Source organism: Pseudomonas sp. H3_A02, from assembly GCF_054671965.1.
The window spans coordinates 4,763,022-4,788,095 of sequence record NZ_CP162807.1 but is presented as its reverse complement, the minus strand read 5'-3'; the positions used below and the strand labels follow the sequence as shown (position 1 = coordinate 4,788,095).

Here is a 25,074-nt window from a genome sequence, read left to right as displayed (position 1 = left end):
CTTTTGAAGAGCGCAAAAGTAACCAAAACGCTTCTGCCCCACCACTCGGCACCTCGCCTAGGCTCGGTGTGCCCTCACTCCGGCATTGCTCCGTGGGCCGCCGCGAAGGGCCATCCATGGCCCAGCGCGGCTATCCCGGCATCCATGCCGGGATGCCCACTGCGCAATGCCTGCGTTCGGCCAGCGTGGTTAACGGGGCGCCCGAGATCAACGTCCATCGCGAGGCGGCCTGATAGCCGACCTGGCTCTTGGTGGGATCGCGTTCCTCCTGTGGGAGCGGGCTTGCTCGCGAAGAGGCCAGCGCATTCAGCATCCGCGTCGATTGTGATACCGCTTTCGCGAGCAAGCCCGCTCCCACACTGGATTTTCAGCAGGCACAAAACTTATGTACGCCGCAGTATCCTTGTGGGGGGCTTGCTCGCGAAGAGGTCGGCACATTCAACATCTCCGTTGGTTGAACCACCGCAATCGCGAGCAAGCTCGCTCCCACACTCACCCCACAGGGGAAACTCGGTCTCATCCAGAACCAGGTCGGCTATAAGGCCGCCTCGCGATGGACGTTGATCTCGGGCACACCGAGCCTAGGCGAGGTGCCGAGTGGTGGGGCAGAAGCGTTTTGGTTACTTTTGACTGGGCCGGCTTCCGGGCTCTTCAAAAGTGACCCGCCGTAAGGGCGGAACCATAAGCAGCCGTAACCGAAGGAATGGATATTCACACCAAAGAAACCTACTGCTGATACCCCTCCAACCCATCCTCGGACAAGATACGAATCTGCCGCCGCTCCATGGCAATCAACCCCCCATCCACCAACCGATGAAGAATCCGCGAAAACGTCTCCGGCTGAATCCCCAGCTTGGAAGCCACCAGCCGCTTGGACACCTGCAACACCACCTGACCATCCCGCGGATCCCGCTCCTGCAACAGGAAATTGATCACCCGCCGACTGGCACTGGCCAAGGTCAAGTTATCGATATCCTTGAGCCGCTGATGCAGATGAATGCTCATGCTCGCCAGGATCGCCAGGCAGACCTTAGGCTGGTCCTCCAGCGCCTTGCGATAATGCGTACCCTCGATACTCACTAGCACACTGTCCTTGATCGCCGACGCACTGACCGGGTAGCAACGGGCCTGGCTGAACAGCAGGGCCTCGGCGAAGGTCTGGCCGGGCTGGATGATTTCCACCAGGTTCTCCTGGCCCTCGCCGGTGACCCGGAACAGTTTGATCTGGCCACTGACCAGCAAGAAAAACCGCTTGGCCGGATCGCCTTGGTGCATGAGCGTGCTATTGCAACCCAGGCGCTTGAGGACGGCCAGGTTGCAGACGTCTTCAAATTCCCGCTCCGGCAATTGGCTGAACAGGTGATGACGACGCAACAGTAAAACGATGGAAGGGTGGGTCAGCATGGCGTACCTCCGGGTGCCGTCATGGTAGAGCCCAAGTCACCGTCGGCCTATGCCTCGGCTGGCCTACCTCGGAAGAGGGATGGGCCTCTCGATCAAGGCAAAACCCTGTGGGGAACGAAATCCAGATCTGCTGCCAATTCCCTGTGGGAGCAAAGCTTGCTCGCGATAGCGGCGGCACATTCAACATTTTCGCAAGCTGAACTACCGCCATCGCGAGCAAGCTTTGCTCCCACAGGGCGTATGTTTTGCTCCCACAGGGCGTGTGTTTTGCTGGGCTAACCGGCCCCACGCAAATGCTCCATCGCCCACACCGCCGCCTCGACCCGTGAACGCAAGCCGAGCTTGTGCAGCAGGTTCTTCACATGCACCTTGACCGTACCTTCGGTGATGCCCAGCTTGTGGCCGATGACCTTGTTGCTGTAGCCGCCGGCGATGGTCTTGAGCACCTGGCGCTCGCGCTCGGTCAGTTCCACATCGGCCTGGCGCGGTGGCGAGCGCAGGGCCTGGGCCATGACGCGGGTCAGGCCGGGGCTGATCACCAGGGCGCCGTTGAGGGCGTCGCGGATGTACTGGATCAGCAGCTCCGGCTCCATGTCCTTGAGCAGGTAACCGTTGGCGTCCAGGCGCAGGGCGTCGCGGATGTCGTCCTCGGCATCGGACACGGTGAACAGCAGCACCTTGCCGGTGTAGTGCATGGCGCGCAGGCGACGCAGGGTCTCGATGCCGTTCATCTGCGGCATGTTGTTGTCCAGCAACACCAGGTCGGGCTTGAGCGGTTCGATCAGGGTCAGGGCTTCTTCGCCGTGGCTGGCTTCGCCAACGATCTGCAAATCGTCTTCGAGCTCAAGCATCTGGCGGATCCCGCGACGCATCATCGGGTGATCGTCGACCAGTAGCAGGGTGTGGCGCAGGGGGGCGTTCATGTTGCGAGGCCTTCGGTGGGTTGGCCCAGGAATTCCGGTTGGAAATGCACCTGGATACGGGTGCCCTGGGGTGTACGGGAGTGAATCTGCAGTTGACCGTGCAGGCTGCGGGCCCGCTCGTTCATGATGTTCAGGCCATGGTGTTCGCGCTGGTCGACCTCGCCACTGAAGCCCCGGCCATCGTCTTCGATCGACAGCCGTACGGTCTCGCCTTCCTGGCGCAGTTCGAGCCAGGCGTTTTGTGCATGAGCATGGCGCAGGCAGTTGGACAGGGCCTCGCGGGTGATCTGCAGGATGTGGATCTGCTCGCTGGCTGACAGCTCGAAGGCCAGGGTGTCGATGAACAGGTGCACCTGGAAATCCCCTCGGTTGGAGAACTCCTCGGCGGTGTCCTTGAGTTCCTCCACCAGGCCGTCGTCGTGGATCTGCAGGCGGAAGGTGGTGAGCAGTTCACGCAGTTGGCGATAGGCGTTGTTCAGCCCCTCGCGCAGCTCGCCGGTGACGGTCTCCAGGGTTTGCACCGGTTCACCCCGGCGCATCAGGGCCTGCATGCGGCTGACTTGCAGCTTCATGTACGACAAGGCCTGGGCCAGGGAGTCGTGCAGCTCACGGGCAATGATCGTGCGTTCATCGAGCAGCAGCAGGCGATGGTCCTGTTCGCGTTGGCGCTTGAGGGACAGCGACGTGCCGATCAGGTTGGCCAGGGCCTGGATCAACGCGGTTTCCCAGGGTTGCGCCGCGTGACCATCGACGAAATGTGCCTTGAGCTCACCCAGTTCGGTGCCCTGGTTGCTGATGCTGAAGGCCTGCGGGCGGGCGGCGTTCTGCCGGTGGCAACTGGCGCAATCGCTGCTGGCGCAGACCTGGCGGCTGGCGGCGCCATGCAGGGCCAGCAGGTGCCTGGCCGGGGCCTGCAATTGCCCTTGCAGGCACAGCGTCAGGCGCAACCCCGGCAAGCGCTGCTGGAAGCGCCGGATCAGCTCATCCAGGCCTTCGGCATTGGCTTGGCGTGTCGCCAGGCTGCGACTGCTCTGGTACAGCAATTCGAGGGCGGCGTTGGCCTGTTGCAGGTTCAGGGTCTTTTGCTGGACCTGGTTTTCCAAGGTGCGGTGGGATTGCTCGATGGTCTCGGCCATGGTGTTGAAACTGGTCGCCAACTGGCCCAGCTCATCCTCGGACTGATGGTTGACCCGCACCTGGAATTCGCCACGACGAAAGCGCTGGGTGGCGTCCACCAGTTCCTGCAAGGGCGTGATCACGCCGTACTGCAGTTCATACAGGCCGATCAGCAGGATGATCATGGTGCTGAACAGCGCCATGCCCTGGATCGTCTGTTGCCAGCCTTGTTTGTGTTCGCTCTGGCGTTGCAGCAGGGTGACGAACTGGTCCAGTTGCTCAACGAAAGAAGGGGCGCTGCTTTGGAAAAACGTCGAATCGCCGCGCTCGATGGCCGGACGCAAGGTCTGGTTCCAGCGCTGCATGAGGTCGCGATAGCTCTTGTGCAGGGAGGTTTCCGGCCCGTCTTCCAGCACGGCGCGCAGGGCGGGGCTGTCGAGGCGTTGTTGCAGGCTGTCGATGATCGCCGGGAGGTCGTCGTTGGCTCCCGCCGCCAGTTTCCAGCTCAGGTGGTAGGTCTCCATGCGCACGGAGCCGGCGGTGTTGATGGCGGCGGCGTCGCCCTGGCTGAACCAGGCGATCAAACCGGCGCTCAAGGAACTGGCCAGGGCCAGGATGGCGATCAGGATCACCGCCAGCCCGGCGCGAGCGGGCAGGGAACTGCGCAGCCAACCCATCATCGCCGGGGGCCTGGGAGGCAAAACGGTGAACCGAGCATAGGGGGCGCCCTGGACCTGAGGGTGTAGGAGCCGATCCTGGGCGCACTACCTCTAAAGAGTTGCTGACCGTTCCGTTTCCATAAAAGCCTCGGTCAACTTGATCAAGATATTGAAAAACAAAGGGTTTCATCGATATCCAGGCCTACCTCCTTAGAGGTAGACGGGCCAAGCATAGGCCTGTACCGCCCCGGCGCACGTTGACCCAGGTCAAGTTTTCGCAGGGTTCGTATCACTAGGCTGCGCTCATCGAACTGACGGAGTGCCTCGTGATGCGAGCACAAGTGCAACAAGGGCTGGTACTCGGGATGAGTACCCTGGCCTTCACCGTGTGCTTCATGGTCTGGATGATGTTTGCCGTGCTGGGCGTTCCGATCAAGGAACTGCTGGCCCTCAACGAAACCCAGTTCGGCCTGCTGGCCGCCACGCCGGTATTGACCGGCTCGCTGGTGCGTCTGCCCCTGGGCCTTCTGACCGACCGCTTTGGCGGACGGATCGTGTTCTTCCTGCTGATGCTCGCCTGCGTATTGCCGCTGTACCTGATCACCCTCGCCACGGCCTTCTGGCAATTCCTGGTGCTGGGGCTGTTCGTCGGCCTGGCCGGTGGTTCGTTCTCGGTGGGCATTGCCTACGTCGCCAAATGGTTCGATAAGCAGAACCAGGGTTTTGCCATGGGCGTCTTCGGCGCTGGCAACGCGGGGGCGGCGGTGACCAAGTTCCTCGCTCCGGCCCTGATCGCATTCGGCTCCTGGCACCTGGTGCCGAAGGTGTTCAGCGCCATCCTGTTCATCACCGCGCTGCTGTTCTGGTTTCTCACCAGCGAGAAAAAGGAACACAGCGGCACCGGCGGTGCCACGTTGCGCGAGCAATTGAAAACCCTGAAAGAGCCGGCCGTGTGGCGTTACTGCCAGTACTACTCGATCGTGTTCGGCGGCTACGTGGCCCTGGCCTTGTGGATGACCAAGTACTACGTGCAGGAATACGGCTTCAGCCTGCAAAGCGCGGCGCTGCTGGCGGCGTGTTTCTCCTTGCCCGGTGGCGTGCTGCGGGCCGTCGGTGGCTGGATGTCCGACCGTTGGGGCGCCCAGAGCGTGACCTGGTGGGTGTTGTGGGTCAGCTGGATCTGCCTGTTCCTGCTGTCCTATCCCCAGACCCAGCTGCAAGTGCAGACCGTCAACGGCATCGTCGATTTCCACATCGGCCTCAACGCCACGCTGTTCACCGTGCTGCTGTTCGTGATGGGTATCGCCTTCGCGTTCGGCAAGGCCTCGGTTTTCAAGTACATCGCCAACGACTACCCGAAAAACATGGGCGCGGTGTCCGGCATCGTCGGTCTGGCCGGCGGCCTGGGCGGGTTCGTGCTGCCCATCATGTTCGGCGCCCTGGTGGACCTCACCGGTGTGCGCTCGTCCTGCTTCATGTTGATGTACGGCGTGGTCTGGGTCTCCCTGACCTGGATGTACTTCAGCGAAATGCGCAAGCGCCCGCTGCTGGGTAAACAGCCGCCGGCCAGCCAATCCCCGTTTTCCAGCATTGCCCAAGGAGAAGAACATGTCCGTTCTGCAAACGCCTGAAAAGGGCCCGGTCATTCATGACTGGCGCCCGGAAGACCCCGCGTTCTGGGGCAAGAGCGGCAAACTGACCGCCCGACGCAACCTGTGGATCTCGATCCCGGCGCTGCTCTTGGCCTTCGCGGTGTGGATGGTCTGGAGCACGGTGATCGTGCGCCTGAACGCCATCGGCTTCAGTTTCACCACTGACCAACTGTTCTGGCTGGCGGCGTTGCCGGGGTTGTCCGGCGCGACCTTGCGCATCTTCTATTCGTTCATGGTGCCGATCTTCGGTGGCCGCCGTTGGACCGCCCTGAGCACCGCGTCATTGCTGGCGCCAGCGCTGTGGATGGGCTTCGCGGTGCAGGATCCAAGCACGCCCTACAGCGTGTTCGTGCTGATCGCGCTGCTCTGCGGCTTTGGTGGTGGCAACTTCGCCTCGAGCATGTCCAACATCAGCTTCTTCTACCCCAAATCCCAGCAGGGCACTGCCCTGGGCCTGAACGCCGGCTTGGGCAACCTGGGCGTGTCGGTGATGCAGTTCAGCGTGCCTTTGGTGATTTCCTTCGGTGTGTTCGGTTTCATGGGCGGCCAACCCCAAGTGCTGGCCGATGGCAGCTCGCTGTGGTTGCAGAACGCCGGGTTCATCTGGGTGCCGTTCATCCTCGCCGTGACCCTGATTGCCTGGTTCGGCATGAACGACCTGTCCAGTGCCCGGGCGTCGTTCAGCGAACAGGCGGTGATCTTCAAGCGCAAGCACAACTGGCTGATGTGCTGGTTGTACCTGGCGACCTTCGGCTCGTTCATCGGTTTCTCCGCCGCGTTCCCACTGCTGATCAAAACCTCGTTCCCAGAAGTCATCGCCCTGAAATTCGCTTTCCTCGGCCCGCTGGTGGGCGCGCTGGTACGGCCGCTGGGCGGCTGGCTGGCGGACAAGCTCGGCGGCGCGAAAGTCACCTTGTGGAACTTCGTGCTGATGATCGTGATGGTGTTCGGTGTCCTGCACTTTCTGCCTAAGGGCGGCGAGGGCGGCAGCTTCTACGGTTTCCTGGGCATGTTCATGTTGCTGTTCATCACCACTGGCGTGGGCAACGGTTCGACCTTCCGCATGATCCCGGTGATCTTCCGCACCCTGCATGAAAAAGCCGCCCTGGGCAAAAAGCCCGAGGTGCGTGAGCAAGCGCTCAAGAACGCCGGCAAGGAATCGGCCGCGGTGCTGGGTTTCAGCTCGGCCATGGGCGCCTTCGGGGCGTTCTTCATTCCCAAATCATTTGGCACTTCGATGGCCCTGACCGGCGGCCCGGAGATGGCCTTCTACATGTTCGTCGGCTTCTACCTGAGCTGCATCGTGGTGACCTGGTGGTGGTACGCCCGCAAAGGCGCGGCGACACCCTGCTAAGACGAATCCAACTATTGCGTGGGCGGGGCGAAGACCCCGCGGAGCAAGCCTGAGAGGAAGACACTGTGAGTCATTTATTGGATCAACTGCGGTTCTTCAACCGCAAGCAAGGCGAGTTTTCAGACGGCCACGGCGAGACCCGCAAGGAGTCCCGCGACTGGGAGAACGTCTACCGTTCGCGCTGGCAGTACGACAAGATCGTGCGCTCCACCCATGGGGTGAACTGCACCGGTTCGTGCTCGTGGAAAATCTACGTCAAGAACGGCCTGATCACTTGGGAAACCCAGCAGACCGACTATCCGCGCACCCGCAACGATCTGCCGAACCACGAGCCCCGCGGCTGCCCCCGCGGTGCGAGCTACAGCTGGTACATCTACAGCGCCAACCGGCTCAAGTACCCGAAGATCCGCAAGCCCTTGCTCAAACTGTGGCGCGAAGCCCGGCAGACCCTGCCGCCTGTTGAGGCCTGGGCCAGCATCGTCGAGAACAAGGCCAAGGCTGACTCGTACAAGAGCAAGCGCGGCATGGGTGGTTTCATCCGTTCCAACTGGGAAGAAGTCAACGAGATCATCGCCGCCGCCAACGTCTACACCGTCAAGGAACACGGCCCGGACCGGGTGGTCGGCTTCTCGCCGATCCCGGCCATGTCGATGGTCAGCTATGCCGCCGGCTCGCGTTACCTGTCACTGATTGGTGGCGTGTGCCTGAGCTTCTACGACTGGTATTGCGACTTGCCGCCCGCTTCGCCGATGGTCTGGGGCGAGCAGACCGACGTGCCGGAATCGGCCGACTGGTACAACTCCAACTACATCATTGCCTGGGGCTCCAACGTCCCGCAGACCCGTACCCCTGACGCCCACTTCTTCACGGAGGTGCGCTACAAGGGCACCAAGACCGTGGCGATCACCCCGGACTATTCGGAAGTCGCCAAGCTCACCGACCTGTGGCTCAACCCCAAGCAGGGCACTGACGCCGCGCTGGCCCAGGCCTTCAACCATGTGATCTTCAAAGAATTCCACCTGGACAAGCCCAGCGCCTATTTCACCGAATACGCCAAGCGCTACACCGACTTGCCAGTGCTGGTGATGCTCAAGCCGATGCTCGGCGCGGCGCCGGGCGCGGGTTTCCAGCCGGACCGTTTCCTGCGGGCCAGCGACCTGACCGACAACCTCGGCCAGGAAAACAACCCGGAGTGGAAAACCATTGCCCTGGATGCCAGCGGTGAATTGGTTTCACCCCAAGGCTCCATCGGCTATCGCTGGGGCGAGAAGGGCAAGTGGAACATCCTGCCCCGTGAAGGCGGTGAGGGGCGTGAGATCGACCTCAAACTGAGCCTCATCGGCGGCGACGTCGCCGAGGTGGCGTTCCCGTATTTTGCCGGTGAAGCCCAGGAGTACTTCCAGCACGTGGCCGGTGATGCGGTGCAGTTCCGCCGGGTGCCGGTGCACAGCGTGGTGCTGGCCGATGGCAGCGTGGCGAAAGTCGCCACCGTGTTTGACCTGTCGGCGGCCAACCTGGCCATTGACCGTGGCCTGGGCGGCGCCAACGTTGCCAAGGACTATGACGACGCCTCGGTGCCCGGTACCCCGGCCTGGCAGGAGCAGATCACTGGCGTGAGCCGCGAGAAGGCGATCCAGATCGCCCGCGAGTTTGCCGACAACGCCGACAAGACCCGAGGACGCTCGATGATCATCGTCGGTGCGGCAATGAACCACTGGTACCACATGGACATGAACTACCGCGGGCTGATCAACATGCTCATGCTCTGCGGTTGCGTCGGCCAGACCGGTGGCGGCTGGGCCCACTATGTCGGCCAGGAAAAACTCCGTCCGCAATGCGGCTGGCTGCCCCTGGCCTTCGGTCTGGACTGGAACCGTCCGCCACGGCAGATGAACGGTACGAGCTTCTTCTACGGCCACAGTTCGCAATGGCGCCACGAGAAGATGAGCATGCACGATGTGCTCTCGCCCCTGGCCGACAAGTCGCAGTTCCCCGAGCACGCCCTGGACTACAACATCCGCGCCGAACGGGCCGGCTGGTTGCCCAGCGCGCCGCAGCTCAACACCAACCCGCTGCACATCTGTCGCGATGCCGCCGCCGCGGGCCTGGACCCCAAGGACTACGTGGTCAAGTCGCTGCAGGACGGTTCCCTGCGCTTTGCCTGCGAGCAACCGGACAGCCCGGTGAACTTTCCGCGCAACATGTTCATCTGGCGTTCCAACCTGCTGGGTTCCTCGGGCAAGGGCCACGAGTACATGCTCAAGTACCTGTTGGGCACCAAGAACGGCGTGATGAACGAAGACATCGGCCATAGCAGCGAGTGCAAGCCCACCGAAGCCGAATGGGTCGACGAGGGCGCCATTGGCAAGCTCGACTTGGTGACCACCCTGGACTTCCGCATGTCCTCGACCTGCGTGTATTCCGACATCGTCTTGCCGACCGCCACCTGGTACGAAAAAGACGACATGAACACCTCGGACATGCACCCGTTCATTCACCCACTGTCGGCCGCTATCGATCCGGCCTGGGAATCGCGTTCGGACTGGGAAATCTACAAGGGTATCGCCAAGGCGTTTTCCGCCATGTCGGTCGGCCACCTGGGCGTAGAGAAAGACCTGGTCACCGTACCGTTGATGCACGACAGCGTTGGCGAACTGGCCCAACCCTTTGGCGGCACCGATTGGAAAAGCGCCGGCGTGGCGCCGGTACCGGGCAAGAACGCGCCGAACCTGCAGGTGGTGGAGCGTGACTACCCGAACATCTACAAGCAGTTCACCTCCCTGGGCCCGATGCTGGAAAAACTCGGCAACGGCGGCAAGGGCATCAACTGGAACACCGACACCGAAGTGAAATTCCTCGGTGAGCTGAACCACAAGGAAGTCGAAGCGGGCATCAGCCAAGGACGACCAAAAATCGACAGCGCCATCGACGCTGCCGAAGTGATCCTGTCCCTGGCCCCGGAAACCAACGGCCATGTCGCGGTGAAAGCCTGGGCGGCGCTGTCGGAATTCACCGGTATCGACCACAGCCACCTGGCCGTCTCGAAGGAGCACGAGGCGATTCGCTTCCGTGACATCCAGGCCCAGCCGCGCAAGATCATTTCCAGCCCGACCTGGTCTGGCTTGGAAGACGATCATGTGAGCTACAACGCCGGCTACACCAACGTCCATGAGTCGATCCCATGGCGCACCATCACCGGTCGCCAGCAGTTCTACCAGGATCACCCATGGATGCAGGCGTTCGGCGAGCAGTTGATGAGCTACCGGCCACCGGTCAACACCCGCACCATCGCCGGCGTGAAAGGCAAGCGCAGCAACGGCGAGACCGAGATCGTCCTGAACTGGATCACCCCGCACCAGAAGTGGGGCATCCACAGCACCTACAGCGACAACCTGCTGATGCTGACCTTGAGCCGTGGCGGACCGATTGTCTGGCTCTCGGAAATCGACGCCAAGCGCGCCGGTATCGAGGACAACGACTGGATCGAGTGCTTCAACGTCAACGGCGCATTGACCGCCCGGGCGGTGGTCAGCCAGCGGGTCAAGGAAGGCATGGTGATGATGTACCACGCCCAGGAACGCATTGTGAACGTGCCCGGTTCGGAAACCACCAAGACCCGGGGCGGCCACCACAACTCGGTGACCCGCGTGGTGCTCAAGCCCACCCACATGATCGGTGGCTACGCCCAACAGGCCTATGGCTTCAACTATTACGGCACGGTCGGTTGCAACCGCGACGAGTTTGTCGTGGTGCGCAAGATGTCCAAAGTCGATTGGCTCGATGGTTCCAGTGGCGATGATCTGCCGCGTCCACTGCCGACTGATATCGAGGAGAACTGAGATGAAGATTCGCTCACAAATCGGCATGGTCCTGAACCTGGACAAATGCATCGGCTGCCACACTTGCTCGATTACCTGCAAAAACGTCTGGACCAGCCGTGAAGGCATGGAATACGCCTGGTTCAACAACGTCGAATCCAAGCCGGGCATCGGCTATCCCAAGGAATGGGAAAACCAGGACAAGTGGAAGGGCGGCTGGATCCGCAACGCCGACGGTTCGATCAACCCGCGCATTGGCGGCAAGTTCCGCGTGCTGGCGAACATCTTCGCCAACCCGGACCTGCCGAGCCTGGACGATTACTACGAACCGTTCGACTTCGACTACCAGCACCTGCACACCGCGCCGCTGGGCGAACATCAGCCCACCGCACGGCCACGTTCGCTGGTGTCGGGCAAGCGCATGCAGAAAATCGAATGGGGCCCGAACTGGGAGGAGATCCTCGGTACCGAATTTGCCAAACGGCGCAAGGACAAGAACTTCGACAAGATCCAGGCGGACATCTACGGCGAGTACGAAAACACCTTCATGATGTACCTGCCGCGCCTGTGCGAGCACTGCCTGAACCCAGCGTGCGCGGCGTCCTGCCCGAGCGGCGCGATCTACAAGCGCGAAGAGGACGGCATCGTCCTGATCGATCAGGAGAAGTGCCGCGGCTGGCGCATGTGCATCAGTGGCTGCCCGTACAAGAAGATCTATTTCAACTGGAAGAGCGGCAAGTCGGAAAAATGCATTTTCTGTTACCCGCGCATCGAAGCCGGCATGCCGACCGTTTGCGCTGAAACCTGCGTCGGACGGATTCGTTACCTCGGTGTGCTGTTGTATGACGCCGACCGCATCAGCGAAGTGGCCAGCACCGCCAACGAGCAGGACCTGTACGAGAAACAACTGGAGATCTTCCTCGACCCGAACGACCCGGCGGTGATTCGCCAGGCCCTGGCCGATGGCGTGCCGCAGTCGGTGATCGATTCGGCGCAACGCTCGCCGGTCTACAAAATGGCCGTGGACTGGAAACTCGCACTGCCGCTGCACCCGGAATACCGCACCTTGCCGATGGTCTGGTATGTGCCGCCACTGTCGCCAATCCAGAACGCCGCCGCGGCCGGCACCGTGGGCATGAACGGGGTGATCCCGGACGTCGACAGCCTGCGCATTCCGCTGCGTTACCTGGCGAACATGCTCACCGCCGGCGATGAGAAACCGGTCAAGCTTGCGCTCAAGCGCCTGCTGGCGATGCGCGCCTACAAGCGTTCCGAACAAGTGGACGGCGTGCAGGACTTGCAAGTGCTGGCCGACGTCGGCCTGAGCGTGAACCAGGTGGAAGAGATGTACCGCTACCTGGCCATCGCCAACTACGAAGACCGCTTCGTCGTACCGAGCGCCCACCGTGAAGACGCCATGAGCGATGCGTTCGCCGAACGCTCCGGTTGTGGTTTCAGCTTCGGCAGCGGCTGCAGCGGCAGCTCCGACACCAACATGTTCGGCGGCAAGAAAGCCAACCGCCGCGACGTGATCAAAACCGTGCAGTTGTGGGAGGAATGAACATGCGCATTCTCAAGGTGATTTCGTTGCTGCTCGATTATCCGACCGAGACCCTGGTGGCCGGTCGCGACGAGCTGGAACAGGCCATTGCACAAGCGCGGGAAATCAGTCCCCAGCAGCGCGCCGGCCTGTTTCAATTGCTCGAGGTGATCTGCGGCACTGACCTGATGGACGGCCAGGAGCACTACGGCGCGCTGTTCGGTCGTGGCCGCTCCCTGTCGCTGCTGCTGTTCGAACATGTCCACGGCGAGTCCCGCGACCGGGGCCAGGCCATGGTGGACATGATGGCGCAATACGAAGAGGCCGGTTTCGCCATCGGCGTCAAAGAGTTGCCTGACTACATCCCGCTGTACCTGGAGTTTCTCTCCACCCGCGAAGACCTCGAGGCCCGCGAGGGCCTGGCGGATGTGGCGCACCTGCTGGCCTTGCTCGCGGCGCGCCTGGACGAACGCGAAAGCGTCTACGCCAGTTGCTTCCGGGCCTTGTTGCAAATCGCCGGGGCCGAACCCCAGGTGGCGGTGGCCGAGTTGCGTGAGCAAGTGAAGGCCGAGCCACGGGACGACTCCCTCGAAGCCCTGGACAAGATCTGGGAAGAAGAGGCGGTGGATTTCATGAAGGCCGAACAGCAGGACCGTTGCAGTTCACTGCCCAGCGCGCCTGGCAAGGCGCGGGACGAAAGTGCGGTGCCGTTGCACTGGGTGGATTTTCAGCATGAAGGGCGGGCCGCAGCGCCAGCCGGGGAGGTGGGCAATGTCTAAATGGGATCTGTTGTTGTTCGGGGTCTACCCCTATGTCGCTTTGGCGATTTGCCTGCTCGGCAGCTGGGCACGGTTTGACCTGTCCCAGTACACCTGGAAGGCCGGTTCGAGCCAGATGCTGAACAAGCGCGGCATGCGCGTGGCCAGCAACCTGTTCCACGTTGGCGTGCTGTTTGTGCTGGCAGGTCACTTCGTTGGCCTGCTGACACCGTCGGCGATCTACCACCATGTGCTGAGCACCGAGAACAAGCAGCTGCTGGCGATGGTTTCCGGGGGCTTCTTTGGCGTGCTCGGCCTGATCGGCCTGATGATGCTGCTCAACCGTCGTCTGACCGACCCACGGGTGCGCGCCACCTCCAATGCCTCGGACATCCTCGTGCTGGTGGTGTTGCTGGTGCAACTGCTGTTGGGGCTGATGACCATCGTCGCCTCCACCGCCCATATGGATGGCTCGGTGATGGTGATGCTCGCCGACTGGGCCCAGAACACCGTGCTGTTGCGTCCGGTGGAAGCTGCTACCGCGATAGCGCCGGTGGGCCTGGTCTACAAGCTCCACGTGGTGCTGGGCCTGACCTTGTTCGTGTTGTTCCCGTTCACCCGTCTGGTTCACATCGTCAGTGCGCCGGTCTGGTACCTGGGGCGTCGTTATCAAATCGTTCGGCAGAAGTTCTGAGGAGAAAATCATGGCGAGTGGATGCGGATGTGGCGGTGGTAGCGGGGGCGGTGGTTGCGGTTCCTCGGCAAAAGTGCCGCCGGTGGTCGATGTGGAGCCCGTTGGGACCGTGCAGTTCGAGCCGGCCCAGGCCGGGCCGGTGGTGGAAGATGAAGCGCCAGAGTTGATTGCCAGCAGTGAGCAGGAGTGGCCGATCATCAGCGTCAACGGGGTGTCGATCACCCCGCAGGCGATGGCCCAGGAGCTGCAATATCACCCGGCTGACAGTCGCGAGGATGCGGTCTACCAGGCCGCTCGGGCCCTGGTGATTCGCGAATTGCTCCAGCAGCGTATCGCCGAGCTGGGCCTGGCATTGCAGGTCGGTGCCGGAGAAAACGAAGAGGAAGCGGCCACGCGGCTGTTGCTTGAACGTGAGGTGCAGGTGCCGCAGTGCGACGAGGCCACCTGCCTGCGTTACTACGAAAGCAACCGGGCGCGCTTTCACAGTGCGCCGTTGTTGGCGGTGCGGCACATCCTGCTCGAATGCGCGCCGGACGATGTCGAGGCGCGCAGCCTGGCCCATGTGCAGGCCGAGCTGCTGCTGGAGCGGTTGGATCAGTTCCCGGGCAGCTTCGCCGAACTGGCGCTGAAGTATTCGGCCTGCCCGTCGAAGGAGCAGGGCGGTTCGCTGGGGCAGATCAGCAAGGGCCAGACCGTGCCCGAACTGGAGCGCCAACTGTTCACCCTGCCAGCGGGTCTGGCCAGCAAACCGCTGGAAAGCCGCTACGGCTGGCACGTGATCAGCATCGACCAGCGCATCGATGGCCAGTCGTTGCCTTATGACGCCGTAGCGACAGCGATTCGCACTCAGTTGCAGCAGGGCGTTTGGCAAAAGGCGCTGGTGCAGTACCTGCAAACCTTGATCGGTGCAGCGGATATTCGCGGCATTCACCTTCAGGGCGCCGACTCGCCGCTGGTGCAGTGAGCACGGGCTCAATCGGGAGATCTTCATGAACGCGGTGTTGCAGGACGGGTTTGGGCGCCAGATCGATTATTTGCGGATGTCGGTGACCGATCGTTGTGATTTTCGTTGTGTGTATTGCATGGCGAAAAACATGACGTTCCTGCCGCGCCAGCAGGTGTTGACCCTGGAGGAGTTGCAGCGCCTGGCGCGGCTGTTCGTCGGCCTGGGGGTGAAGAAAATCCGCCTGACCGGCGGCGAGCCGCTGATCCGTCCGGGCATCGTCGGGCTGTGTCGCGAGATAGCGGCATTGCCCGGCCTGCGGGAACTGGTGATGACCAGCAACGGCTCGCAGCTGGGGCGATTGGCCCAGCCGCTGGTCGAGGCCGGGGTCAAGCGCATGAACATCAGCCTCGACAGCCTGGACGGCGAACGTTTTCGGGCGATCACCCGTAACGGCAACCTCGATCAAGTGTTGGCAGGGATTGAAGCGGCGAAGGTCGCCGGGTTCGAGCGGATCAAGCTCAACTGCGTGGTCATGAAGGGCCGAAACTTCGATGAAGTCCCGGCGCTGGTGCAGTACGCCATCGACCAACACATCGATATCAGCTTCATTGAGGAAATGCCGTTGGGGGATGTGGGTCGTTCCCGGGGCGAGTCGTTCTGTTCCAGCGATGAGGTGCGGGCCGAGATCGCTCACCATCACCGGCTGCTCGACAGCACTGAAAACAGCGGCGGGCCGGCGCGTTATGTGCGTCTGGAGCAGCATCCGGATACCCGGATCGGTTTCATTTCCCCTAACACCCACAACTTCTGCGCCAGTTGCAACCGCGTGCGCATGACCGTCGAAGGGCGCTTGCTGCTGTGCCTGGGACAAGAAGACTCCCTCGACCTGCGTGGCTTGCTACGGCGTTACCCGCTGGACGATCAACCGGTGATCCAGGCGGTGCGGCAGGCGCTGCGCGGCAAACCCTTGCGCCACGACTTTAACCCCGGCGGGGAGGTGCAGATTGTGCGGTTCATGAACATGAGCGGTGGGTGAGCACTGCTCAGGTCCCACAAGGGGATTTGTTGTGGATACAAATCTCACAGTCACGCCGTAACCTCTGTGGGAGCGGGCCTGTGGGAGCAAGGCTTGCCCGCGATGCAGGCGACACGGTTCAACTGCAAGACCGTGTCATCGTTCATCGCGAGCAAGCTTTGCTCCCACAGGCCTACTCCCACAGGGGGGCAGGGGGCTGCCAAATGACCTTTCAGCCTGACGAATAGTCGCTGCCGATTCTTGATGCCGATCAATTGCAACCCTGGCTTTTGCCCGTACTCTCCACTGCATATTGTGTCTTAAGATTATTAAAAGCCTATATGTAGTGTCTGGAGCCAAAATGCAGAGCACGTTGATCTCAGTAGGGTGTAACCGCTTGCACAAGCGCGATGGCAGTGTGGTCGCCTTTGATGCGGACAAGATCCGCCAGGCGCTGATCGCCGCCGGCAAGGCCACTGGCGAATATGCCGAAGCCGAGGCCGAGGGGTTGCTTGAGGCGGTATTGGCGCGGTTGGAAGGGCAGACGCGCTTGAACGTCGAGCAGATCCAGGACCGCGTCGAGCGGGTGCTGATGGACGCCGGTTTCTTTCTCTCCATGCGCGCCTACATCGTCTATCGCGAGCAACACGGACGCCTGCGTCGGGATCGCCGTACGCTGGTGGAAGTCGCCACCTCGATGAACGAATACCTCGACCGCGAAGACTGGCGTGTACAGGCCAACGCCAACCAGGGGTATTCCCTCGGCGGGCTGATCCTCAACGTGTCGGGCAAGGTCACCGCCAATTATTGGCTCGACGAAGTCTACAGCCAGGCCATTGGCGAGGCGCACCGCGAAGCGGACCTGCATATCCACGACCTGGACATGCTCGCCGGCTACTGTGCCGGCTGGTCCTTGCGCACCCTGTTGCACGAAGGCCTCAACGGCGTGCCCGGGCGGGTCGAGGCCGGGCCGCCCAAGCACCTGAGCAGCGCCCTGGGGCAGATGGTGAATTTCCTCGGCACCCTGCAAAACGAATGGGCCGGCGCCCAGGCGTTCAGCTCGTTCGACACCTACCTGGCGCCCTATGTGCGCAAGGACCAGCTCAGCTACGACGAGGTCCGCCAGTCGTTGCAGGAGTTCATCTACAACCTCAACGTGCCGTCGCGCTGGGGCACGCAAACCCCGTTCACCAACCTCACGTTCGACTGGGTGTGCCCAGAGGATCTGCGCGAACAAATCCCGGTGATCGGTGGCGAGGAGATGCCGTTCGCCTACGGTGACCTGCAAGCGGAAATGGAGCTGATCAACCGCGCCTACATCGAGGTGATGCAGGCCGGCGATGCGAAAGGCCGGGTCTTCACCTTCCCGATCCCGACCTACAACATCACCCATGACTTCCCGTGGGACAGCGAGAACGCCGACCGGCTGTTCGAAATGACCGCCCGCTATGGCTTGCCGTATTTCCAGAACTTCCTCAACTCGGACATGCAACCCAACCAGGTGCGGTCGATGTGCTGCCGCCTGCAGCTGGACGTGCGCGAGCTGCTCAAGCGCGGTGGCGGTTTGTTCGGCTCGGCGGAACAGACCGGTTCCCTGGGCGTGGTGACGATCAACTGCGCGCGCCTGGGCTACCTGTACAAAGGCAACACCAGCGGGTTACTGCAACGCATCGATACCCTGATGGAACTGGCGAAGGAAAGCCTGGAGGTCAAGCGCAAGGTCATCCAGCATCACATGGATGCCGGTTTGTACCCTTACACCAAGCGCTACCTCGGCACGTTGCGCAATCACTTCTCCACCATCGGCGTGAATGGCCTGCATGAAATGCTGCGCAACTTCACCGACGACCAGCAAGGCCTGCACACCGAGCAGGGCCGGGCATTTGCCCTGAAGCTGCTGGATCACGTGCGGGCCACGCTGCTGCGTTTCCAGGAAGAAACCGGCCACCTCTACAACCTCGAAGCCACGCCCGCCGAAGGCACCACGTACCGCTTCGCCAAGGAAGACCTCAAGCGCTACCCGGATATCTTGCAGGCCGGCAGCCCGGTTGCGCCGTACTACACCAACTCGTCGCAACTGCCGGTGGGCTTCACCGACGATCCTTTCGAAGCCCTGGAGCTGCAGGACGAACTGCAATGCAAATACACCGGCGGCACCGTGTTGCACCTGTACATGGCCGAGCAGATTTCCTCGACACAGGCCTGCAAGCAACTGGTGCGCAAGGCCCTGGGACGTTTCCGCCTGCCGTACCTGACCATCACGCCGACCTTTTCCATCTGCCCGGTGCACGGCTATCTGGCCGGCGAACACGAGTTTTGCCCCAAATGCGACGAGGCCTTGCTGCTGCAACAGCAGTTGGCAGGCAGCGTTCACTGATCCGATTCATCGACCGCAAGGAGCTTCACCCATGAATGCATCGCAAAGCCTTCCACAAGCACAGCGTCAACGTTGCGAAGTCTGGACCCGAGTGATGGGTTATCACCGCCCGGTGACGGCCTTCAACCCGGGCAAGCAGTCCGAGCACCGCGAGCGGGTGCACTTCACCGAACGCGCGGCCGGGCGTCCATGAGTCGAGTGCTACGGGTCGGGGGCATGGTGCCCCTGACCACCCTCGATTATCCGGGCCAACTGGCCTGTGTGCTGTTTTGCCAGGGGTGTGCCTGGCGTTGTCGTTATTGCCATAACCCGCAACTGATTCCGCCACGCGGCAGCGAGGAGGTGGATTGGTGCCGGGTATTGGCGTTTCTGCAACGCCGTCAGGATCTGCTCGACGCCGTGGTGTTCAGCGGCGGCGAGCCGACCTTGCAGGACGGCTTGGCGCCAGCCATGGAGGAGGTGCGGCAGATGGGCTTTCGCATCGGCCTGCACAGCGCCGGCATCAAGCCGGCGGCCTTCGCCAAAGTGGTCGGGCTTGCCGACTGGGTGGGGTTCGACATTAAGGCCTTGCCCGAAGATGCCCTCGATGTAACCCGGGTCGAAGGCAGCGGCGCTGCAAACTGGCGCAGCCTCGATCATCTGCTGGACAGCGGCGTGGATTATGAATGTCGCACGACGGTGCACTGGCACCTGTTCGACCCCGAACGGCTGCTGACCCTGGCCCGGCGCCTGAGCGAGCGCGGCGTCACCCGATTTGCCGTGCAATTGGTGCGCACCGCCCGGATGCTCGACCCCCACCTTTCCAGCGTCTCGGCGCAGGCCTTGCAGCCGGAGTTATGGGCCGCCCTGCGCGAGCTGTTCCCCTCGTTTGTGTTGCGCAGTTGAGTGGCCGGTAGCGGTGTGTCAGTTTGCAGAAGTGCTGACTGACACGCCGCCATCGCGAGCAAGCTCGCTCCCACAGGGGGCGTTGTGGCGGATACATAATTCGCAGTCACCCCGGAACCAATGTGGGAGCGAGCTTGCTCGCGATGACGGCGGTACATTCAACATGGATGCAGGCTGATCCACCGCTATCGCGAGCAGGTTCGCTCCCACAGGGGCCCTGTGGTGGACATGACTTTGTAGACCCTCGCAATCCCTCGATCACCAACCCCAGAATTGCAACCACCAGCCATACCCCACCAGGCTGCTGGCCAGGACCAGGCATGCCATGGCGGGCAAGCGTCGGATCGGCGATGCCACGGTGGACCGCAGGCGTTTCCAGCCCAGCCACAAGCTCCAGGCAATTGCAGCTACCAGCAGCGCGGCCCTTACCGGTGAAACCCATTCCAGCAGCAGCCCTTCATAGCGCAGCAGCTTGACGGTGGTGGCCGACAGGCCGAGGAACAACCCGGCAGCGCCAAGAGGCGTCAGGGTGAGGGCCAGGGGCCGATAGGCTGTGGCATCGTCCGAGAGCCATGCCGCCAGGCGCATCAATAGCATCAACGAAGTGCCCATCAGCAGAGCACTCATGCCCAGATACGCGACGATGCAAAAACCATCGAGCCAACTGAAACTGTCATTGAGTTGCGGGTAGTGGGTCAACAGCCACCAGGGCGCGTTGTCCTGTAGCGCCCAAAGCCAATCGTGACTCACCAGCCATTGGGCCAGGCCCTGCTTGAGGTCGATGAACCAGGGGCTGACGGTCCACTGAAAGGCTCCCATGGCCAGGCCGATGACGCCGAACAGCAGCAAGCGAACGTCCCAGGGCGACAGCGTGTTGGCCGTCGCTTGGAGGATTTCCGCGCTGCTGGAGCGGGCAATCAGCCGTACCGCGTCGCGCTGGCCGCTGCAGCGACCACAGGCGTGGCAATCGGCGGCGCCGCGCAGGCGACGGATGTCCAGCAGCGGCGCGCAATTGGGGGGAGGACGCCGGGGTGCAGGGTTTTCCAGCCAGCGTTGTTCGTCCACCTGGAAGTGCACCGGTGCCAAGCGGGCGAGCAGGGCAAACACACCACTGACCGGGCACAGGTAACGGCACCACACCCGCTTGCCCCGGGCGAACGACAGGCCGACGATCACCGCGGCGACGGTGGAACCGCCCAGGATCAGCAGTGCCGCCTGGGCATAGTCGTACACGCTGATCAACTGGCCGTAGACCGTGGTCAGACAGAACGCCAGGGTCGGCCAGCCGGCCCAACGCAACCCGCGTGGCACCCCGAAGCCCTTGCCGTAATGGCTGGCCCATTCGCTCAAGGCGCCTTCCGGGCACAGCACGCCACACCAGAGGCGACCGAACAACACGATCGACAGCAAAACGAACGGCCACCAGATTCCCCAGAACAGGAACTGTGCCAGCAGCGTCAGGCTATCCAACAGCCGCGCCTGGCTGTCCGGTAATGGCAACATTGCCGGCACCACCAACAGCACCGCGTAGAACAGCACCACCGCCCATTGCACTGCACGAATGGTTGCGCCGTGGCGGCGCATGCCGTCGCCCAGGCGTTGCAGCCAGGGGTTCAGGTCGGGCATGGCAGGGTTTCCGCTTTGCGTGGCCGCAACCAACCCGCGACCACCCCCCAATAGCCCAGCCACACCAGCAATGTCATCGCACTCGGGCTGGCCCGATACCCGGTGAAATCCGCCAGGAACCCGCCGAAACCATGGCCGTCGTCGAGTAATGCGCTGCTGTCCCACAGCGCGTCGCCAATGCCGCGATACACCGCCTCGGGCCAATCCATCGCCAGCAATTGCCCGCCGACTCGCTCGATGGCACTGACCAGCAACGCCGCGCCCAACAGCAGCAGGATCGCTTCGCTGATAGCAAAGAACCGCGGCCACGAGATTAACCGACGACTGCTGTGCAGCAAGGAGACGGTCAGCAGCGACAGCACCAGCCCGGCCAGCGCGCCCACGGCGAACAAGCCCAGTTGCGGCCCGTGCAGGCGTGTCCCGGCGCCATACAGGAAAACCACGGTTTCACTGCCTTCGCGGCTGACGGCGAGCAACGCCAAGACCAACAGCCCCAGGCCGCCCTGACGGCTCAGGCGCTGGTCGGCGTGGCGTGTCAGGTCATGCTTGAGTGTCCTCGCGTTTCGGTGCATCCAGCCGACCATTTGCACGATCAACAGGCTGGCAACCAGTGCCAACGACGCCTGGAACCACTCATTGGCCGCACCGCTCATGGCCTCGCCGGCGAGTAGGATCAGGCCGGCCAGCACGCCGGACAACAACAGGCCCAACGCCGCGCCGGCCCATACAGAGCGCCGCAGTTGGCTGGCCTGTTGCTGCTGGCTGGCCCAGGCCTGAAGAATCCCGATCACCAACAACGCTTCGACGCTTTCGCGCCAGACAATAAACATCGATTGAGTCATGCAAACGCCTCCTGCTGGCCGATCACCGGGCGAGAATCCCGCCCTCGGGCAGTTGCGGGTTGAATTCATCGAAAAACGGATAGTGCCCGGGGCGCAGCGGATGGATGACCACGAAAGTCGTGACGCCGGGCGAGAGCACCTTCTCTACGCGCAATGGCGTGCTTTCGAACTCCGCCGGGCCCTGGCCGACATTCTTCAGCACGATCTTGAACCGTTGCCCGGCGGGTACTTCCAGCTGCGACGGCGTGAAATACCCGTCGCGCATGCTCAATTCATAGGTGGGCAGTTCGGCCAGGGCGATTGACGGTAGCAGCAGAGCGGCCCGCGTCAGCCAGGCCAGGCATGACGGCCAGGATCGGCGGCTCATGTTCAGTACCCGCCTTTTTTACCGATCCCGGCGTAGACGAATTCATAATGCAGTTCGCAGCGCTCGAACCATGGGGCCACGCCGGTTTCCTTGTCGGTATGACGACCCAGGGACGCGTGGCCACCCGGTGGCAGGACGGTGAAGGTCAATTGGTATTTGCCCGGGCCGAGCAGCTTGACGTTGTCGCCGTAGTGCGGCCCGTCATTGGCAACCATGGCGTGGAAGTCGCCTTTGAGCGTGGTGTCGTTGCCTTGTTTCTTCAGCTGGAACGACACGTTGAGATAGGGCACGAAACTGCCTTCCTGAAAGCCTTGCTCGTTGTCCGCCGTGGCGCGGATATCCGCTTCCAGGTGCACATCCGAATCCGCCGTGGCGCGCATCATCCCAGCGGGGGCCATTTCGATCGGTTGCAAGTACACCGCGCCGACTTCCAGCCCCGGGCACAGTTGCGGTTCGCCGATGGGGTATTCCTTGGCCTGGGCCAGCGGTGGGAGCAACAGCAAGGCGAGGGACAACGGAGCAAGGGTGCGCATGATGACTTCCTGGTTGGCTAATTGATGGCGCCGAGTCTAGGAAGCTTCGCTGCGAATAATAATGATTCTTGTCAATTTTCAGCGCGAATTTTTGATCAACGAACGTGGGATCGTTCCTGCGCGGCTGTTCTTGATCAGGATCAAGGGCGGCAGCGGCCCAGCGGGGTAGGGTATGGGTACACCCATCGGTCATACGGGGTCGTCATGGCAAAGCCTTTTCCCATCAGTCCCAAGCATCCCGAGCGCATCTGCTGGGGATGTGATCGTTACTGTCCGACCAGTGCGCTGGCCTGCGGCAACGGTGCCGATCGAACGATGCACCCGGCCGAGATGATCGGGGACGATTGGTACCTGCATGGGGATTGGGGGCTGGAGTTGGTCGACATTACCGCCAAGGTCATTGACCCCAGCGCCACTCACCTGAAGGAATAAGGTGAAGGAATAAGGGTAAACCTGTGGCGAGGGAGCTTGCTCCCGCTGGACTGCGCAGCAGTCCCAAAAAACTTGCGGTCGCTGCGCAACCGAGCGGGAGCAAGCTCCCTCGCCACAATGAAAACCAACAGGTCTTGATAGCTGTCCCGTGCAGGCCGATCAGAGCTTCGGCAACTGCCCGATCCGTCCCATCATCTCGGTCACGATCTGCAGGTCCAAAAGGAATTGCTCTACGGTCTTGAACTCGTTGTCGTTGTGGCCGGTGTATTTGACGTCGGGCATCGCCAGGCCGAATTGCACGCCGTTGGGCAGGTCATGGACCGATGTGGCGCCGGCGGAGGTGCCGTATTTGTGTTCCATGCCGAGATTTTCAGTGGCGACGGCTAGCAGTGCCTTGACCCATTCACCCTCAGGGTTGCGGTACATCGGCGCGTCGATGGAGTAGTCGAAGGCCACCGCGACCTGGGATTGCTTGCTCCAGACGGCCAGCTTGTCGGCAATCTCAGTCTTGAGGGCTTCTGTGGTCTTGCCGACCGGTACCCGCAGGTTGACCGCCAGCTTGAACGTCTTGTCATCCATCCCGACGTAGGTCAGCGAGGCGGTCAGCGGCCCCATGAACGCATCGGAAAAGCCGATGCCTAATTTTTTGCCCAGGTAATCCAAGCCCCAATTGTTGGCGGCGTAACGGGCGGCGTCGGTGATGTGGTTGTGTTTGAGCGCAACCTTGCCGTCCAGGCCATTGATGAAGTCCAGCATCCGTGCCACCGGGTTGACGCCTGACTCGGGCTCGGAGGAGTGGGCGGAAACGCCGGTGAAGGTCAGTTGCACGTCTTTGCCGACGACCTGGGAGCCCACTTCGAAATTGCCGCCGTTGCGCTTGGCATAGTCGGTAGCGGCCTTGAGCAGGTCGGCGGCCAGCTCGGCGGGCTTGTCGCTGGCGAAGGTGGCCACGGACGTCGACGGAATCTGATTGGTCGCCAGGCCGCCGGTCAATGCGGTGATTTGCGCGCCCTTGCCCTGTGCCGCGCGGCGAGGGAAATTGGCCATGACCGTGCCGTAGCCTTTCTCGGCAATCACCACGGGGTAGCCGCCATCCAGTGCCAAGTTGTAGTTGGGCGTCGGGTTGCGTTCGAAATAATAGGGAATGGCGTCGCCGGTGGTTTCCTCGGTGGTGTCGACCAGCAGCTTGAAGTTGCGCGCCAGCGGCAGCTTCTCTTCCTTGATGATCTTCATGGCGTAGAGCGCCACGACGATGCCGTTCTTGTCGTCCTCGGTGCCCCGGCCATACATGCGGTCGCCCACCAGGGTGACCTTGAACGGATCGAGACGGGTGCCGTCTTTCAACACCCAGTTTTCCGGCGTGACCGGCACCACGTCGGCATGGGCGTGGATACCGACGACTTCGTCACCGCTGCCTTCGAGTGAAATCTCATAGACGCGGTTGTCGATGTTGCGGAAGTTCAGGTTGAACGCCTCGGCCAGGCTTTTGATTTTGTCGGCGATCTTGAGGAACTCGGGGTTCTCGTGTTGGGCGACACCGTCCTTGCGAAAGGTCGGGATGGCGACCAGTTCCTTCAGCGTCTCGGTGGCAGCTTTGCCGTATTTCACTCGGGCGTAGAGGCCCAGCAGGCGATGGATTTCGTTCTGCTGTTCGGTCGACAGGGTTTTGTTGGCCTGGAAGGCGCTGATGGTCGGGCCGAGGTTGGCGGTTTTGGCGAGGTCGCTTTTGGCTACTTCGGCGAGGAATTGCCTGAAATCGGTGACTGATGTATCGGCGAAGGTTTTGACGATGGCCGTGCTTTGTTGAGCGGTGATGTTGGCGTTGGCCGACATCGCGAATGACGACAGGCTGGACAGTATGAGGGTGGCAACGGCAAGACGCTTGAACGGGCAGTTCATGGTGGCAGGCATTCCTTTGCAGGAGAGAAGTATCGTTTGATGAAACAATCACTTACAACCTAGCACCATGAACACGCGGCGGGGGAGCCCTTTGAACAGGATTTGTCGCCCGGGAAAGCGAAAACGGCGCAGAAATGAAAAATCCATTCCAACCACCCGACACTCAGTGTGGGGAGCTTGCTCGCGAAAGCGGTGGGTCAGCTTGCATTGATGCTGATGCTGATGCTGATGCTG

At 62.0% G+C, this 25,074-nt stretch carries 21 protein-coding genes; 13 read left to right on the top strand and 8 right to left on the bottom strand.

Translation table 11 applies throughout. The features are described 5' to 3' along the window. The first annotated feature begins 68 nt into the window (after window positions 1–68). Window positions 69–233 (top strand): hypothetical protein, encoded by a 165-nt coding sequence (locus tag AB4N80_RS20990; RefSeq protein WP_163006746.1) that lies wholly within the window; start codon window positions 69–71, stop codon window positions 231–233. 493 nt (window positions 234–726) lie between these two features. Here AB4N80_RS20990 and AB4N80_RS20985 read toward each other — a convergent pair whose 3' ends face one another. The 3 genes from AB4N80_RS20985 to AB4N80_RS20975 form a co-directional block, all read right to left on the bottom strand. Then, a complete protein-coding gene (locus AB4N80_RS20985) occupies window positions 727–1,404 on the bottom strand; it encodes a Crp/Fnr family transcriptional regulator (protein ID WP_122566494.1) in 678 nt (225 codons plus the stop codon). Window positions 1,405–1,679: 275 nt separating this feature from the next. Beyond that, entirely contained in the window at window positions 1,680–2,327 is a 648-nt protein-coding gene (gene narL / locus AB4N80_RS20980; RefSeq protein ID WP_003202460.1) for a two-component system response regulator NarL, read from the bottom strand. Beyond that, entirely contained in the window at window positions 2,324–4,123 is a 1,800-nt protein-coding gene (locus AB4N80_RS20975; protein WP_460078609.1) for a HAMP domain-containing protein, read from the bottom strand. Before AB4N80_RS20975 ends, narL begins: the two co-directional genes overlap by 4 nt. Window positions 4,124–4,431: 308 nt before the next feature. On the opposite strand from AB4N80_RS20975, the gene AB4N80_RS20970 reads away from it, so the two are divergent. From AB4N80_RS20970 to AB4N80_RS20920, 11 genes are all read left to right on the top strand, one after another. Next, window positions 4,432–5,733 (top strand): MFS transporter, encoded by a 1,302-nt coding sequence (locus AB4N80_RS20970; RefSeq protein WP_436278785.1) that lies wholly within the window; start codon window positions 4,432–4,434, stop codon window positions 5,731–5,733. After that, the gene (locus AB4N80_RS20965) at window positions 5,711–7,108 is read left to right on the top strand and encodes a NarK family nitrate/nitrite MFS transporter (RefSeq protein ID WP_305470833.1); all 1,398 of its coding nucleotides are present in this window, start codon (window positions 5,711–5,713) and stop codon (window positions 7,106–7,108) included. Before AB4N80_RS20970 ends, AB4N80_RS20965 begins: the two co-directional genes overlap by 23 nt. A 65-nt stretch (window positions 7,109–7,173) precedes the next feature. Further along, window positions 7,174–10,947, top strand: coding sequence for a nitrate reductase subunit alpha (locus tag AB4N80_RS20960; protein WP_122566499.1), 3,774 nt, complete (start codon window positions 7,174–7,176; stop codon window positions 10,945–10,947). 1 nt (window position 10,948) lies between these two features. Then, window positions 10,949–12,487 carry a nitrate reductase subunit beta gene (narH, locus tag AB4N80_RS20955; RefSeq protein ID WP_122566500.1) on the top strand — a complete coding sequence of 513 codons (1,539 nt, stop codon included), beginning with the start codon at window positions 10,949–10,951 and terminating at the stop codon, window positions 12,485–12,487. 2 nt (window positions 12,488–12,489) lie between these two features. Then, complete coding sequence (gene narJ, locus AB4N80_RS20950) at window positions 12,490–13,245, top strand: nitrate reductase molybdenum cofactor assembly chaperone (protein WP_122566501.1); 756 nt, start codon at window positions 12,490–12,492, stop codon at window positions 13,243–13,245. Then, a complete protein-coding gene (gene narI / locus AB4N80_RS20945; RefSeq protein ID WP_122566502.1) occupies window positions 13,238–13,918 on the top strand; it encodes a respiratory nitrate reductase subunit gamma in 681 nt (226 codons plus the stop codon). The genes narJ and narI overlap by 8 nt, the downstream gene beginning before the upstream one ends. 10 nt (window positions 13,919–13,928) lie before the next feature. Beyond that, window positions 13,929–14,882 (top strand): peptidylprolyl isomerase, encoded by a 954-nt coding sequence (locus AB4N80_RS20940; RefSeq protein WP_460078603.1) that lies wholly within the window; start codon window positions 13,929–13,931, stop codon window positions 14,880–14,882. Between the two features lie 25 nt (window positions 14,883–14,907). Further along, on the top strand, window positions 14,908–15,900 hold the full coding sequence (gene moaA, locus AB4N80_RS20935) for a GTP 3',8-cyclase MoaA (RefSeq protein ID WP_305470843.1): 993 nt from the start codon (window positions 14,908–14,910) through the stop codon (window positions 15,898–15,900). A 340-nt stretch (window positions 15,901–16,240) separates the two neighbouring features. After that, on the top strand, window positions 16,241–18,256 hold the full coding sequence (locus AB4N80_RS20930) for a ribonucleoside triphosphate reductase (RefSeq protein ID WP_122566506.1): 2,016 nt from the start codon (window positions 16,241–16,243) through the stop codon (window positions 18,254–18,256). 31 nt (window positions 18,257–18,287) lie between these two features. Further along, on the top strand, window positions 18,288–18,449 hold the full coding sequence (nrdD, locus tag AB4N80_RS20925) for an anaerobic ribonucleoside-triphosphate reductase (RefSeq protein WP_014339185.1): 162 nt from the start codon (window positions 18,288–18,290) through the stop codon (window positions 18,447–18,449). After that, window positions 18,446–19,141 (top strand): anaerobic ribonucleoside-triphosphate reductase activating protein, encoded by a 696-nt coding sequence (locus tag AB4N80_RS20920; RefSeq protein WP_122566507.1) that lies wholly within the window; start codon window positions 18,446–18,448, stop codon window positions 19,139–19,141. The genes nrdD and AB4N80_RS20920 overlap by 4 nt, the downstream gene beginning before the upstream one ends. Before the next feature lie 258 nt (window positions 19,142–19,399). On the opposite strand, the gene AB4N80_RS20915 is transcribed toward AB4N80_RS20920, so the two are convergent. From AB4N80_RS20915 to AB4N80_RS20900, 4 genes are read right to left on the bottom strand one after another with little or no spacing between them, the layout of a single operon-like run. Beyond that, window positions 19,400–20,767 carry a 4Fe-4S binding protein gene (locus AB4N80_RS20915; protein ID WP_460078597.1) on the bottom strand — a complete coding sequence of 456 codons (1,368 nt, stop codon included), beginning with the start codon at window positions 20,765–20,767 and terminating at the stop codon, window positions 19,400–19,402. After that, on the bottom strand, window positions 20,755–21,609 hold the full coding sequence (locus AB4N80_RS20910; protein ID WP_460078594.1) for an FTR1 family iron permease: 855 nt from the start codon (window positions 21,607–21,609) through the stop codon (window positions 20,755–20,757). The genes AB4N80_RS20915 and AB4N80_RS20910 overlap by 13 nt, the downstream gene beginning before the upstream one ends. 22 nt (window positions 21,610–21,631) lie before the next feature. Further along, a complete protein-coding gene (locus AB4N80_RS20905; protein ID WP_122566511.1) occupies window positions 21,632–21,976 on the bottom strand; it encodes a cupredoxin domain-containing protein in 345 nt (114 codons plus the stop codon). 2 nt (window positions 21,977–21,978) lie between these two features. Further along, window positions 21,979–22,509, bottom strand: a complete 531-nt coding sequence (locus AB4N80_RS20900; RefSeq protein WP_460078591.1) for an iron transporter — start codon at window positions 22,507–22,509, stop codon at window positions 21,979–21,981. A 204-nt stretch (window positions 22,510–22,713) separates the two neighbouring features. Between AB4N80_RS20900 and AB4N80_RS20895 the strand changes: the two genes are divergently transcribed. Beyond that, window positions 22,714–22,941 carry a DUF3079 domain-containing protein gene (locus AB4N80_RS20895; RefSeq protein WP_122566513.1) on the top strand — a complete coding sequence of 76 codons (228 nt, stop codon included), beginning with the start codon at window positions 22,714–22,716 and terminating at the stop codon, window positions 22,939–22,941. Between the two features lie 159 nt (window positions 22,942–23,100). On the opposite strand, the gene AB4N80_RS20890 is transcribed toward AB4N80_RS20895, so the two are convergent. After that, on the bottom strand, window positions 23,101–24,840 hold the full coding sequence (locus AB4N80_RS20890) for a dipeptidase (RefSeq protein WP_460078588.1): 1,740 nt from the start codon (window positions 24,838–24,840) through the stop codon (window positions 23,101–23,103). Between the last annotated feature and the right edge of the window lie 234 nt (window positions 24,841–25,074).